Origin of the sequence: Mucilaginibacter sp. (assembly GCF_039925265.1) — a bacterium.
Taxonomy (GTDB): domain Bacteria; phylum Bacteroidota; class Bacteroidia; order Sphingobacteriales; family Sphingobacteriaceae; genus Mucilaginibacter.
In genome coordinates, this window is the sequence record NZ_JBDSZG010000034.1 from 160,063 (window position 1) to 173,488 (window position 13,426).

At 44.8% G+C, this 13,426-nt stretch carries 11 protein-coding genes and 3 tRNA genes; 10 read left to right on the plus strand and 4 right to left on the minus strand.

What is annotated here, in order from left to right; genetic code table 11:
• Positions 1-178: 178 nt before the first annotated feature.
• The 4 genes from ABIX36_RS16115 to ABIX36_RS16130 all read left to right on the plus strand — a co-directional run bounded on the left by ABIX36_RS16115 (position 179) and on the right by ABIX36_RS16130 (position 5,140).
• On the plus strand, positions 179-1,678 hold the full coding sequence (locus tag ABIX36_RS16115; protein WP_348083190.1) for a sodium:solute symporter: 1,500 nt from the start codon (positions 179-181) through the stop codon (positions 1,676-1,678).
• 114 nt (positions 1,679-1,792) lie between these two features.
• Positions 1,793-2,500: a TIGR00730 family Rossman fold protein gene (locus ABIX36_RS16120; RefSeq protein WP_348083191.1), complete on the plus strand. Its 708-nt coding sequence runs from the start codon at positions 1,793-1,795 to the stop codon at positions 2,498-2,500.
• 99 nt (positions 2,501-2,599) lie between these two features.
• Entirely contained in the window at positions 2,600-3,835 is a 1,236-nt protein-coding gene (locus ABIX36_RS16125) for a TCR/Tet family MFS transporter (RefSeq protein ID WP_348083192.1), read from the plus strand.
• A 42-nt stretch (positions 3,836-3,877) separates the two neighbouring features.
• A complete protein-coding gene (locus ABIX36_RS16130; protein ID WP_348083193.1) occupies positions 3,878-5,140 on the plus strand; it encodes a TCR/Tet family MFS transporter in 1,263 nt (420 codons plus the stop codon).
• Here ABIX36_RS16130 and ABIX36_RS16135 read toward each other — a convergent pair.
• Both ABIX36_RS16135 and ABIX36_RS16140 read right to left on the minus strand, forming a co-directional pair.
• Entirely contained in the window at positions 5,124-5,717 is a 594-nt protein-coding gene (locus ABIX36_RS16135; RefSeq protein WP_348083194.1) for a DUF502 domain-containing protein, read from the minus strand. The genes ABIX36_RS16130 and ABIX36_RS16135 overlap by 17 nt on opposite strands.
• A 14-nt stretch (positions 5,718-5,731) precedes the next feature.
• A complete protein-coding gene (locus ABIX36_RS16140; protein ID WP_348083195.1) occupies positions 5,732-8,194 on the minus strand; it encodes a bifunctional UDP-N-acetylmuramoyl-tripeptide:D-alanyl-D-alanine ligase/alanine racemase in 2,463 nt (820 codons plus the stop codon).
• A 57-nt stretch (positions 8,195-8,251) separates the two neighbouring features.
• On the opposite strand from ABIX36_RS16140, the gene ABIX36_RS16145 reads away from it, so the two are divergent.
• From ABIX36_RS16145 to ABIX36_RS16165, 5 genes are all read left to right on the plus strand, one after another.
• On the plus strand, positions 8,252-8,734 hold the full coding sequence (locus ABIX36_RS16145) for a RecX family transcriptional regulator (RefSeq protein WP_348083196.1): 483 nt from the start codon (positions 8,252-8,254) through the stop codon (positions 8,732-8,734).
• Positions 8,735-8,856: 122 nt separating this feature from the next.
• Positions 8,857-8,929 (plus strand) — tRNA-Gly (locus ABIX36_RS16150).
• A 96-nt stretch (positions 8,930-9,025) separates the two neighbouring features.
• Positions 9,026-9,110, plus strand: a tRNA-Leu gene (locus ABIX36_RS16155).
• Between the two features lie 54 nt (positions 9,111-9,164).
• Positions 9,165-9,237: transfer RNA gene (locus ABIX36_RS16160), tRNA-Gly, on the plus strand.
• Between the two features lie 307 nt (positions 9,238-9,544).
• A complete protein-coding gene (locus tag ABIX36_RS16165; RefSeq protein ID WP_348083197.1) occupies positions 9,545-10,789 on the plus strand; it encodes a hypothetical protein in 1,245 nt (414 codons plus the stop codon).
• A gap of 59 nt (positions 10,790-10,848) precedes the next feature.
• Here the strand turns inward: ABIX36_RS16165 and ABIX36_RS16170 are convergent, their stop codons facing one another.
• Together ABIX36_RS16170 and ABIX36_RS16175 are read right to left on the minus strand one after the other, a co-directional pair.
• Entirely contained in the window at positions 10,849-11,085 is a 237-nt protein-coding gene (locus tag ABIX36_RS16170) for a hypothetical protein (RefSeq protein ID WP_348083198.1), read from the minus strand.
• 344 nt (positions 11,086-11,429) lie between these two features.
• Positions 11,430-12,422, minus strand: coding sequence for a phytanoyl-CoA dioxygenase family protein (locus ABIX36_RS16175; protein WP_348083199.1), 993 nt, complete (start codon positions 12,420-12,422; stop codon positions 11,430-11,432).
• 146 nt (positions 12,423-12,568) lie between these two features.
• On the opposite strand from ABIX36_RS16175, the gene ABIX36_RS16180 reads away from it, so the two are divergent.
• Positions 12,569-13,411, plus strand: a complete 843-nt coding sequence (locus tag ABIX36_RS16180) for an AraC family transcriptional regulator (RefSeq protein ID WP_348083200.1) — start codon at positions 12,569-12,571, stop codon at positions 13,409-13,411.
• Positions 13,412-13,426 lie beyond the last annotated feature (15 nt).

The following is a 13,426-nucleotide window of genomic DNA, read 5'->3' on the forward strand; positions in this document are numbered from 1 at the left end:
TATTACCTCAATAACAGGGGTGTTCCAAAGTGTTTCACCAAAAACTGTAAAATACTGATAATCAATATTATTTTAAAAACAAGTGTTCCACATACAAAAGTGGAACACCTACAGGCAACCATGCAATAATTTGCTTGATATGCCTTAAACTCATACATTCGAAAAAACAGACAAAGCCATGGCCCCGGGAATATTGCTCACATTTATAGTAGGTTACTTTTTGGTGCTACTGGTGATATCGCACCTAACCTCAAAAAATTCTGCCAATAACGATACTTTTTTTGTGGCCAACCGCAATTCCAAATGGTATTTGGTGGCCTTCGGGATGATAGGCACCGCGTTGAGCGGGGTTACTTTTATCTCCGTCCCCGGCAAGGTAGGCGCACCCAGCGGCGACCAGTTTGCGTACTTCCAGTTTGTGCTGGGCAATGCGGCGGGCTTTATCATTATTGCCACGGTGCTGCTGCCTTTGTACTACCGTTTAAAACTCACCTCCATATACAGTTATATCGAGCAGGCGCTCGGCACCTGGAGTTATAAAACCGCGGCGGGCATTTTCCTGATCAGCCGTACCATTGGGTCGTCCTTCCGGCTCTATTTGGTAGTTATTGTATTACAGAAATTCATCTTCGATAGCTATGGGGTACCTTTCGCCGTTACGGTATTAATATGCCTGCTGCTGATATGGAGCTACACCTTTAAAGGGGGCTTAAAAACTATTATTATTACCGATAGCTTGCAAACGTTCTTCCTGGTAACATCAGTTTTCCTGTCGATATACTTCATTTGCCGCAGTCTTGATTACAATTTAATACAAGCGATTGAAGCTATTAAGGATAGCAGCTATTCCAAAATATTCTTCTTTAACGATTTCCTTACCAGCAAGTTCCACTTTGCCAAAGAGTTTTGGGGCGGTATGTTCATCACCATCGGTATGACTGGCTTAGACCAGGACCTGATGCAGAAAAACCTCAGTCTGAAAAACATCAAGGAGGCGCAAAAGAACATGTTCAGTTTTACCGGGGTATTTGTGGTGATCAACATCTTCTTCCTGAGTGTAGGCGCATTGCTATACATCTACGCCAATAGATACGGCATCAACGTAGCAAAAACCGACTACCTCTACCCTACCATCGCCCTAAAATATTTGGGCGTTGTGCCGGCTATGGTATTCATGCTGGGCTTAACAGCGGCCACCTTTGCCACTACAGATTCGGCACTAACCGCCCTCACCACTTCTTTTTGCGTAGACTTTTTGGGCTTCAATAAAAAAGCCGACGTAAACAGCAAAAAGAACGTAAACACCCGCCATTACGTGCACATCGCGCTTTCGGGACTGATGTTTTTAACCATTATTATATTCAACGCCATTAATAATGATGCGGTTGTTGGTGCCATATTTAAAGTTGCTTCCTATACTTACGGGCCGCTTTTAGGCTTATACTCCTTTGGCTTGTTTGTAAGCAGCAGGCAGGTGAAAGACAAGCTGGTGCCGTTTATATGTTTAATATCCCCGGCGATATGCTTCTTTTTAAGCACCGAGAGCAAGAATCTACTGGGTGGTTACGTTTTTGATAACGAACTCATCATCGTAAACGGGTTAATAACCTTTTTGGGATTATGGCTGACGTCGAGCCGGAAAGCAGCAAGCGTTCATACCATTGCCGCTAAAGCTTGAGGCTAACAAAACTTAAAGCAGCAAGCATTGTACTATCAAAAGCATTTACTAACTTTCGAACTTTCCAAAATTTGGGGCAGCAGTGAATGCTGTCCTTCGTATTAAAATATAGCTATGACAAGTGAGGATAAAATAAGACAAGCGTTTGAGAACAAGAACTGGCAGGAGATAAAGGTTACCGATTCCTGGCAGATATTTAAGATAATGGCCGAGTTTGTAGACGGCTTTGAGAAACTGGCCAAAATTGGCCCCTGCGTATCCATCTTCGGTTCCGCACGTACCAAAAACGAAAACAAGTTTTACAAACTGGCAGAAGATACTGCACGCCTGCTAACAGAGCGCGGTTACGGCGTTATCTCCGGCGGCGGCCCCGGTATTATGGAAGCCGCCAACAAAGGCGCTTACGAAGCCGGCGGTAAATCGGTAGGGTTAAATATCGAGCTGCCTTTTGAGCAGTTCCATAACCGCTACATCGATAGGGATAAGATCCTGGAGTTTGATTACTTCTTTATCCGTAAGGTAATGTTTATGAAGTACTCGCAGGGTTTTATTATTCTGCCGGGTGGTTTTGGCACTATGGACGAGTCCTTTGAGGCGATAACCCTGATTCAAACCGGCAAGATCGCCCGTTTCCCCATTGTTTTTGTGGGAAAAGATTACTGGGGTGGCTTGTTTAAATGGGTAGAAGAACGTATGCTGGATGAAGAGCACAACATCAGCAAAGATGACCTGAACCTATACCGCGTTGTAGATACCGCCGAAGAAGCAGCCGAGCACATCTTCCGTTTTTACGATAAATATGTATTGAAACCAAACTTTTAAGCGGCTGTTAACAGAATTGAAAGCGATGCGGTTTACTCCGTATCGCTTTTTTTATGATTCCTCATCCATATTCAAAAATTTATTGTTTATTTACAGGTTATGGACACTCTTGCCCAACCGAAAAAACAAGCTGCGTTAAGCTTTATATTTATAACGCTCCTTATTGATGTTATCGGCCTTGCTATTATCATCCCCGTTTTCCCAAAACTGATAGAAAAACTTATCCACGGCAACATCAGCGAAGCTTCACGCATCTCGGGCTTATTGCTTGTTGCGTACGCTGTTATGCAATTTCTATGCTCACCTTTAATTGGTAATTTGAGCGATAAGTATGGCCGTCGGCCGGTGCTCCTATTCTCCCTTTTAGGCTTCGGTATCGATTACCTTTTCCTGGCATTTGCGCCAACCATTGGCTGGCTGTTCCTGGGGCGCATTATTGCGGGTATCACCGGGGCAAGCTTTACCACGGCATCGGCCTATATAGCAGATGTAAGCACCCCCGAAAAACGCGCGCAAAACTTTGGGATGATAGGCGTTGCTTTTGGCCTCGGTTTTATCATCGGCCCGTTCATTGGCGGTGTTTTAGGTAAAATGGATACCCACTACCCCTTTTATGCAGCGGCGGCCTTAGCCCTGTTAAATGCTGCCTACGGCTTTTTTATACTACCCGAATCGCTGGACAAAGAACACCGTCGCGAGTTTGACATTAAACGGGCTAACCCTCTGGGTTCTTTAAAACAGCTACGCAAATACCCTGCTGTAATAAACCTGGCGGTATGTTTATTTGTAATATACTTTGCCGCCCACGCCGTGCAAAGCGTTTGGACTTACTACACCATCGAAAAATTCAAATGGACTATAGACATCGTTGGTTATTCGCTTGCTTTCATTGGTTTATCCATCGCCATTGTACAGGGCGGACTCATCAGGGTGATCATACCTAAGCTTGGCCAAAACCGGAGCATTTGGGTGGGCCTGGTATTATATGCCATTGGTATGCTGCTGTTTGGCCTGGCTAACCAAAGCTGGATGATGTTTGCCTTTATGGTTCCCTACGCTATGGGTGGAATAGCCGGCCCGGCCCTTCAGGGGGTAATGAGCAGCGAAGTACCCAAGAACGAGCAAGGCGAACTACAGGGGGGCTTAACCAGTATCATGAGCCTCAGTTCGATATTTGGCCCTTGGTTTATGACTTACGTTTTTTACTATTTCACCAAACCGGGGGCGCCGGTTTACTTGCCGGGTGCGCCATATTTCATCGCTTCGGCCTTAATGCTGCTTAGCGCATTGCTGGCCATTAGAAGTTTTAAAAAAGAAGTAAACAATCCCATCTAAAAATACTTATAACAGCATGTATACTACTTTCGCCTGATATTTATGGAGAAAAAGACAAACCAGGGCAAAGCAGCATTAGGATTTATTTTTGTTACCGTTTTTATTGATACCCTCGGCTTGGGTATCATCATCCCTATTTTACCGAAATTATTAGAAAAACTGGCGCACGTAGATGTAAGTATGGCCAGCCAGTACAGCGGCTACCTCACCTTTACTTATGCCATGATGCAATTTATTTTTGCCCCCATATTGGGTAACCTCAGCGATAGGTATGGCCGCCGGCCTGTGTTGCTGTTCTCGCTGTTAGGCTTTGGGGTAGATTATCTGTTCATGGCCTTCGCGCCAACTATCTTCTGGTTGTTTGTCGGCAGGTTTATAGCCGGTATAGCCGGTGCCAGTACCACAACCGCAACCGCCTATATATCTGATGTAAGCAGCGGCGAAAAACGGGCGGCCAACTTTGGCCTTATAGGCGCGGCAACCGGCCTTGGCTTTATTTTGGGTATCGGCATGGGTGGCTTTTTGGGTGATATCGATATTAAACTGCCGTTTTTATGCGCGGCAGGCTTCGCCTTGCTAAACGCCGTATACGGGTTCTTTATCCTGCCGGAGTCGTTAACGCCGAAGAACAGGCGACGCTTTGAATGGAAACGTTCGAACCCAATTGGTTCTTTGATCGGTTTGCGCCACCATTCGTTAGCTGTGAGTACCTTGATTACAGCATATACCATTGTTTACATTGGCCAGAAAGCGGTAGAAAGCTGTCTGCCATTTTATGTTATCGAAAAATTTAAATGGTCGGGATCCAGCATCAGCGCGTTGGGCATATTTTTAGGTTTACTTATTGTGGCCATACAGGGTGGCTTTGTGCGCTGGACAATCCCAAAATTCGGGTTACGGAAGAATATTATGGCGGGCATCGCCTTTTATGGTATCGGGCTGATATTGATAGCCTTTAACAATACACCCTGGCTGATGTATGCTTTTATGGTACCCTATTGCCTCGGAGGAATTGGCGGTACCGCTTTACAGGGTTTTATATCCGAGCATGTTTCCGCTAGGGAACAGGGCGAGTTGCAGGGCGCTTTGGCCAGTTTGGTAAGCGTGACCACAGTTATAGGGCCGCTGATGATGACGACTATATTCCATCACTTCACTACAAGCGAATCTAAAATATATTTCCCGGGAGCGCCGTTCCTCTTGGGCGCTATATTGATGGCTGTAAGTATAATACTAACCATCAGGAGTTTCAAAAAGAAAGACCCAAAACTGTTAACCCAACAAGCTCCTACTCCAGCCCGCTAACCCCGCCGGATATTACAAATTTCATGATCTCTGCAGCGCTCTTATCAATGGGTTTAACCTTATCTGCTGAGATGATGATCACCTGACCGGCAAACGAGTAAGACCATGGGAAATAAACAGCGACCTCACCGGGCAGGCCAATAGAAGCCATGTCCTTACGCACCATAAAGCCAATCTTCTTCATGCCAAATTCGTTCACTTCTACCAAAACAGGTTCGTTAAATTTTTTCTCGTCGCCAACAAAGGCTTCGGTAAGATCTTTTATTGATGAGTATAGGAATTTGAATATGGGTAAACGGTTTAGCCAGCGCCTGAACCAGCCCTTTATCGGATCGGTTATAACGTTGGTAACCAGTATACCTGCTATCAAAATGATAACAAATACGTTAACAATACCCAAGCCCGGGATATAAATAGGCTTGCCGTTTTTGTCTACCCATAGGTGGGCACTCAGGTTAAGCGCGTTGTCAAGCGTAGATACCCCCCAAAATATCAAAAAGAATGCAGCGCCCAGCGGCACTACAATAAGCAGCCCTTTAATAAAGTAATTTAACAGGGCACCAAATAACCTTTTCATGAGGCAAATATACGTTATTCGTAAAAGTACACCCTTTTTACTCGCTGTGAAATATTTGTCAATATTTCATACGGAATGGTACCTATCTGTGCGGCAAGCTGTTCTATCCGTTGCTGCTCGTTAAAAACAATCACTTCATCGCCCTCGCGTACATCGGGCACATCGGTAATATCCAGCATACACATATCCATAGATACATTGCCAACCGTTGGCACCAGCACGCCATTCACCAGCATCCGGCCTACGCCGTTGCCAAAAGCGCGCAAGTACCCATCGGCATAACCTATGCGCACCGTGGCTATCACGCCGTCATTTTTGAGGCTCCCGTTACGGTTGTAGCCAATGGTATCATTCGCCAATACTTTTTTCACTTGCGATACAGTGGTTTTTAGCGTTGCTACGGGTTTTAACCCCGCATCCTCAGCAGCAACGGCGGCGTCAACGCCATACAGGCCAATACCCAACCTAACCATATCGTATTGCGCTGTTGGCCAGCGCGTTATTCCAGATGTATTGCTGATATGCTTTATCACACTATAGCCTACTGCCTCTTCTATCTGCGCGTAAGCTTTTTCGAATATGCCAATTTGCTTCAGGGTGAACAGGTCGTGCTGCTCGTTATCGCTGGCTACCAGGTGCGAGAATACCGACTTTACTTTGACGTATTTATTGATCTCCAGCAGATCACAAAGGGTTTCCACTTCATACTCCTCAAAACCAAGGCGGTGCATACCCGTATCTATCTTAATATGGATGGGGTAATTGCTGATCTCGTTTTCCTGCGCGTACTTTACAAACTCATCCAGCAGGGTAAAACTGTAGATCTCCGGTTCTAATTTATAAGTGGTCAGCTTATCGTAAGCCAGCGGTTCGGGGTTTAAAACCACTATAGGCAGGGTGATGCCACCCTCTCTCAAGGCAATACCTTCGTCGGTATACGCCACCGCGAGGTAATCAACCTTGTTATACTGCAACATATTGGCCACCTCGAAGGTACCGCTGCCGTATGAGAACGCCTTCACCATGGCCATTACCTTAACGCCCGGGTTTAGCTTAGCCTTGTAAAAATTGAGGTTATTAAGCAGTGTATTAAGGTTTATCTCCAGTACTGTTTCGTGTGCCTTTTGCCCCAGCGCTCGGCTTATCCGCTCAAACTCAAAACTGCGCGAACCTTTTATCAGGATGGTTTCCTCTCGAAAGTGTAGCTTGCCGATGTCCTGCAATAGAGCGGCAGTATCGGCGTAAAAATGCGTTTCGGGCAGGTTAAAATATCTCTTATGCCGTTCCAGATCAGCGCCTACACCAATAAAGCGTTCAGTTTTTTTGTCTTTTATGAGTTGCGCCACTTGCTTATACAGGGCATCCTGCTGTAGGCCAGATTGATAAATATCCGAAAGGATCACCGTTTTTTTATAATGCTGGTTCTGCTGGCTCAAAAAATTCAGCGCGATCTCCAGCGACTGGATATCGGAATTATAAGAGTCGTCGATAATAGAGCAATCATTTACGCCATGCTTCAGCTCCAGGCGCATACTTACGGCACTCAGGCGTTCTATCCTGTCGTCGGCATCGGCAGGACTGTATCCCATGGCCAGCATGGTTGCCCAGCATACAATGGCGTTTTCTATCGACGCTTCGTCTCTGAAAGGGATGAGACATTCAATTTCTTTTTCTTTGTAGATGGCCCGCAGGTAATATTTATCAGATATGGCGGTTTCGCTAAAAACGTAAAGGTTAGCCACCTTTAGTTTACGGCTCCAGGTGAAGCATTCAATATCGGCTAACTCGTCTTTATAATTCAGCAGCACCTCATAGTTGTATATCAGCTGCTTACAATTCTTAAATAGTTTTAGCTTTTCCTTCAGTTTTGCCTCCGGCGATTCAAAGCCCTCGTCGTGAGCGGTGCCCATGTGTGTAAGGATGCCAACGGAAGGGCTTATCATCGCCTCCAGTTTTTCCATTTCACCGGAGGTAGAGATGCCCGCCTCAAAGATGCCGAGTTTGTGCCCCTTATTTATCTGCCATACCGAAAGCGGTACTCCTATTTGAGAATTATAGCTTTTAGGGTTGCGTACGATGTTTGTTTCGGGGCAGAATAGTTGATAAAGCCACTCCTTTACTATGGTTTTGCCATTGCTGCCGGTAACGCCTATCACCTGCAGGTTAAATTGGTTGCGATGGTGCGTGGCGAGTGCCTGCAGCGCCGTCAATACATCGGCTACTATCAGGAAGTTAGCATCGGGCATGATCACTTCTGGCCGCTGCTTTACTACAAAGCTGCGTACGCCTGCGGTGTAGGCATCGGCGATAAACTCGTGTCCGTTGCGCCTGTCGCTCAATGCAAAAAACAGCGAAGCCTCCGGATTGGTAATACGGCGGCTATCGGTGAGCAAAACACTGATGGGCTTGTCGGTCACTATATCTCCCCCGGCATTAATGATCCCCTTTACCTCGCTTACAGAATACGTGTTTTGCATGATACGAATTTGCTTATATTTATACGAATACAAGAATTTTAACGAATTTTGGTTTTGATGGATGCGCCTAAAAAGATAAAAATTACCGACGAAAAAGCAGGCCTTCATAAAGCCGAAAATTATTGCGCCTACCAGGAGCGTTCGCAGCAGGAAGTGCGCGACAAACTGTACGAATGGGGGTTGTATACATCGGCTGTAGAAAACATCATCAGCCTGTTAATTGAGGGCAACTATTTGAATGAGGAACGTTTTGCCAATGCCTACGTGCGTGGCAAGTTTAACCAGAAAAGTTGGGGCCGCATCAAGATAAAACAAGGGCTTAAACAAAAAAATGTATCGCCCGTGCTCATAAAAAAGGCGCTCCAAACCATCAACCTTAGCGACTATATGACCGCCCTAACCCGGCTGATAGAGAAAAAAGCCCGCACCGTAACCGAGAAGAATGCAGCCAAAAGGCAGTATAAACTACAGCAGTACGCTTTCAGTCGTGGTTTTGAAACTGAACTTAGCTTGGAGGTTTTGAAAAACAGCGAGTTATAAAAAACTTGAAAAAAAGTTTATTTTTTCCTTGCAGAACCTTCAATTCTGTCTATATTTGCACTCCCGCAAACGAGATAGGCAAAGGGTTACACCAAAGCCAATGTTTAAAGGGAAATACCAATGCGAAAGTAGCTCAGTTGGTAGAGCACGACCTTGCCAAGGTCGGGGTCGCGAGTTCGAATCTCGTCTTTCGCTCAAATCCCTTCCGTTAAAAAGAAGGGATTTATTTTTGAAGGTTCTTACTGATATTTGATAGTTTTTATAACTAACTTAGATTTCAGAAGATCATTCGCTCAGATGGTGGAACTGGTAGACACGCAGGACTTAAAATCCTGTTCCCGTAAACGGAGTGCGGGTTCGATTCCCGCTCTGAGTACAACTAAAAACCGATGCATGCCCGTATCGGTTTTTATGTTAAATAAATACCAACGCGAAAGTAGCTCAGTTGGTAGAGCACGACCTTGCCAAGGTCGGGGTCGCGAGTTCGAATCTCGTCTTTCGCTCAAAAACCCTCCCGAATATCGAGAGGGTTTTTTGTTTATTGCATTTTTTTGATTAGGCCAATAGTGCATCGCCGACTCCTTCCTTACCCCACTAAAAAAAATAAAATCCATCTTTTTTCAAAACCCTTTGGATTATAAATTTCTATTTATAACTTTGAATAACAAAGTACTTTATAAATATATTATTACTTTGTTACTAAAAGTACTTTATTAATCAAAAAACCCAATTAATTATGGCTGGCACCATATGGAATTAACAGCACAACAACGTACAATATTAACACAAACGGTTTAAAATATAAATTCAATGAAAGGCGAAATACTCAACAACCTAAACAACCCCGGGCAACTGGAAAAAATGTATCGCGCTAATAAAGGCGCTTTTAAACGGGAATTTAAGGACGCCTACCCCGAACTTGAAGGTAATACACTGGCAGATTTTTGGAATGAAAGGCTGAAGTATGAAAGCGACGATATCAACTGGGGTACAGGCAGGGAGTTATTGCTGGTAATAACAGGGGCTTTACTGGCCGGGGTTATTGCCAAGCTGCCAGTGTTTTTAGGCCTAAACGAAGAAGTTTTCTATTCCCGCAACATCGGCTTTATCGTTTTCCCGCTGTTAACGGCCTATTTCGCCTGGAAAAACAACTTATCAAAAGGTAAAATAGTCTTTGTTGTTGGGGCAACGCTTGCGGGGGTGATATTTATAAATTTGTTGCCCCATGTAACGAAAAGCGACACGCTCATACTATCGTGCGTGCACTTGCTGCTGTTTTTATGGTCAATACTCGGTTTCGCCTTTGTTGGTGGAGCAAGAAACAATGAGGAGAAACGCCTTAGTTTTTTAAAATACAACGGCGACCTGGTAGTAATGACCACCCTTATACTCATTGCCGGTGGCATCATGACGGGTATCACCATCGGCCTATTCTCGCTCATTGGTTTTAATATCGCGGAGTTCTATTTTAAAAATGTCGCCATTTTTGGGCTTGCCGCGGCGCCTATTATCGGCACCTACCTTACCATGGCAAACCCGCAATTAGTGGGGAAAGTATCGCCGGTAATTGCCAGGCTCTTCAGCCCGCTGGTGATAGTAATGTTGGTGGTGTACCTTGTAGCAATTGTATACTCTGGCAAGAACCCGTATAACAACCGGGAGTTCCTTTTGATCTTCAATGCTTTACTAATAGGCGTTATGGCCATCATTTTCTTCTCCGTTGCCGAAACATCTAAGGTAACTAAAAGCAAAGCGGAAATTTGGATACTGTCCATACTCTCCGTTATCACTATTGTAGTTAACGGGGTAGCGCTATCCGCTATTTTATTCCGAATCTCGGCGCTGGGGGTTACACCAAACAGGGTTGCTGTGCTTGGCGGCAACGTTCTAATTTTAATAAACTTACTGCTGGTAACGGTACAACTTTTTAAGGTACTTTCCAAAAAGGCCGAAATAAGCCAGGTGGGTAAAGCCATTTCCTTTTACCTGGCCATTTATTTTGCGTGGACTATCATCGTAACCTTCTTATTCCCCCTCATATTTGGGTTTAAATAACAAAAAAGCGCATGCCCCTTCCCGGGCATGCGCTTGAAATTTAATGCGCAGCACGCGTGTTAAAATGATATGGTGCGTTTATAAATGATCCTATCGATAGTGTATCCTATTATTTCCAAAACTTCGGCTTCTAAAAAATCCTCATTGCGCTGCATCCATTCGCTGCCCATTTTATACAGCATGGCTACTTTGCCATCTTTAAATTTAACCTGCCATACCTGCCACGATTTAAAATACGCGCTGGTGATACTTACTAAATGTGCCTTCCCGTCTGCCAGTTTAATTTTGTAATCCATAGTGATGCTGAGTTAAAAATTGATGTATTCCTGAATGCTATAAATACGTTAAACAATAAGCCTTATTGTGTTTTTGCAAAGTAAAATTAACCGGGTTTTGCTAATTGAATCACAATCAGCAACTTCTTTAACAAGAAGAAAAAAATTACCAATAGGTATAATTTATCTTATAAAAGAGGTTATCAGGCTGTGGGTGAGGTTTCAATATCCAAAATCTTATCAACATTCGTGGTACGCACAACCGCAACCGTAAAACTGCAAAAAGCGTCATCCCGAAGAATGACGCCGTTATTATAGTTTCTTTTATTTCATCTGCAGCACATCCGCATATTGAAATTTCTACATCAATCACCCCATTTCTCCACTCCCAGCAACTTCTTACCCAGATCAGATAACTCGGCTACCAGGTTTTGTTTTTCGCGCTCCATAGGGTCGCCGGGGAAAGCGTAGCCCTTCATGGCCTCGCGGCTTTGCCAGCTGTTAATGCGCCAGTCTATCAGTTCCTGGTTGTCTTCCTGGGCCGGCATCATGGCAATGTATTGGGCTATGCGCACTTTATTGCCACTGGTATTGGCGCGGATACCGTGCGGTTGCAGACTGTTAAATATCAGCAGATCGCCGGCTTCCAGTTTTACCTTCACCAGTTCAAATCCTGTTGTATCGGGTTTGTAATGGTCGCGGTCTTCGGGCTGGGTCAGTTTCCAGGTATCATACGTACGATATAATTCGGGGATGCATTGGAAGCCACCCATGGTTTCGTCGGTTTGGTCGGCCAATGCCAGTACGCCCTGCACATTTTGCGGCTTGGTCTCAGGGTCGTAATCCCAATGGATAAAGCCTTTATAATCAAAACCCGGGCGTAGCGGAAAGTTGAGGTTCGCCCTGTCTATAGTGGCCCATAGTTTTTCGGTGCCCCATATATCGGCAAATGCCTCATATACGCGCGGGGTTTGGCGGTTATCCCACATTAGCTGCTGGTTGTAAATCTCCACCATACCGGTATTGTTCAGTTCCTTCATCTGCATTTGGGCGTTTGGCTTTTTATACCAGCTTTCTATATCATTAGGGTCTTTGCCCTCGTATTCCCAAAGGTAAATGGCCAGTTTTTCGGCTTGCTCGCGTGACACGGCATTTTTTATCACTACGTAACCGTTCTCCAGCCAAAACTTCCAGTCGTCCTCGCTTAATACCTGTAAAGGCTTGCCATTGCTCCGGTCGTTTAGTTTTACCTGGCTCGATTTCGCGGTAGACGGGTTACCCGGAATTTCTTTGTGCGCGTTTTTTGGCCCCGGCTGCATGCTCATGGTGCCCATGGTTTTGTTTTCTGTAGCTATCATGGTTTTATTGGTTTTTATAATTTGGTTTGTTTTGGCACTTCAAAGGTATGGTGGGAAACAGGCACATATATTCCGCGTAATGACCAATATTTGCTCTGTATTGACCTTTATATTATATTTAACCAGTTTATAAAGCCAATACCGGAATGAACGAGATACAATTAGAGAGGGTGGCCTTTGAGCCGGGGAAATCGTTCAAACTGTTTTCGCCCCGGCTGCGCAATACTTTCTTATGGCATTACCACCCCGAGTTTGAGCTGGTTTATGTAGAGGCCGATGCCGGCATCAGGCACGTGGGTTCGCATATCTCGGGTTATACACAAAGCGACCTCGTGTTTATTGGTAGCAACCTCCCCCATCTTAATTTTGATTACCGCCTGCGCAGCGATTACCACCAGATAGTAATTCAGCTGCGCGAAGATTTCATGGGCAGCGCTATCGCCGTTTCGCCGGAGTTCGCTATCATCAATCAACTGTTTAAAAAAGCCGCTTATGGCATTGCCTTTCATGCCGAAACTAAAGCCATCGTCACCAAAAAACTGAAGGCCCTGGCCAGGTTAAATTCCTTTGAGCAACTGGTAGAACTGATGAAAGTGTTCAACATCCTTGCCCATTCTAATGAATTTACTATCCTGAATACCGATGACGTTAGTCTGCAATTCTTCTTAAAGGATAAGATAAGGATGGGCGCTATTTATGAATATATAGATGCCAACTACAATCGCAAGCCCGATGTGAATGTAGTAGCCGGCAAGGTTAACCTCAGCACTGCCGCGTTTTGCCGTTACTTTAAGCGCCAAACCAATATCACCTTTACTGATTTTGTGAACCAATACCGTATAGATATCGCTAAAAACTTGTTAATGCAGGATAAGAACGTAACCGAAACCTGCTACGCCGTTGGCTTTGAAAGCCTCTCCTATTTTAATAAACTGTTTAATAAGGTGGTGGGTGAGAATCCTTCGGAGTTTAAGAACAGGTTGATTTGAAGCGCGGGAGCAAGA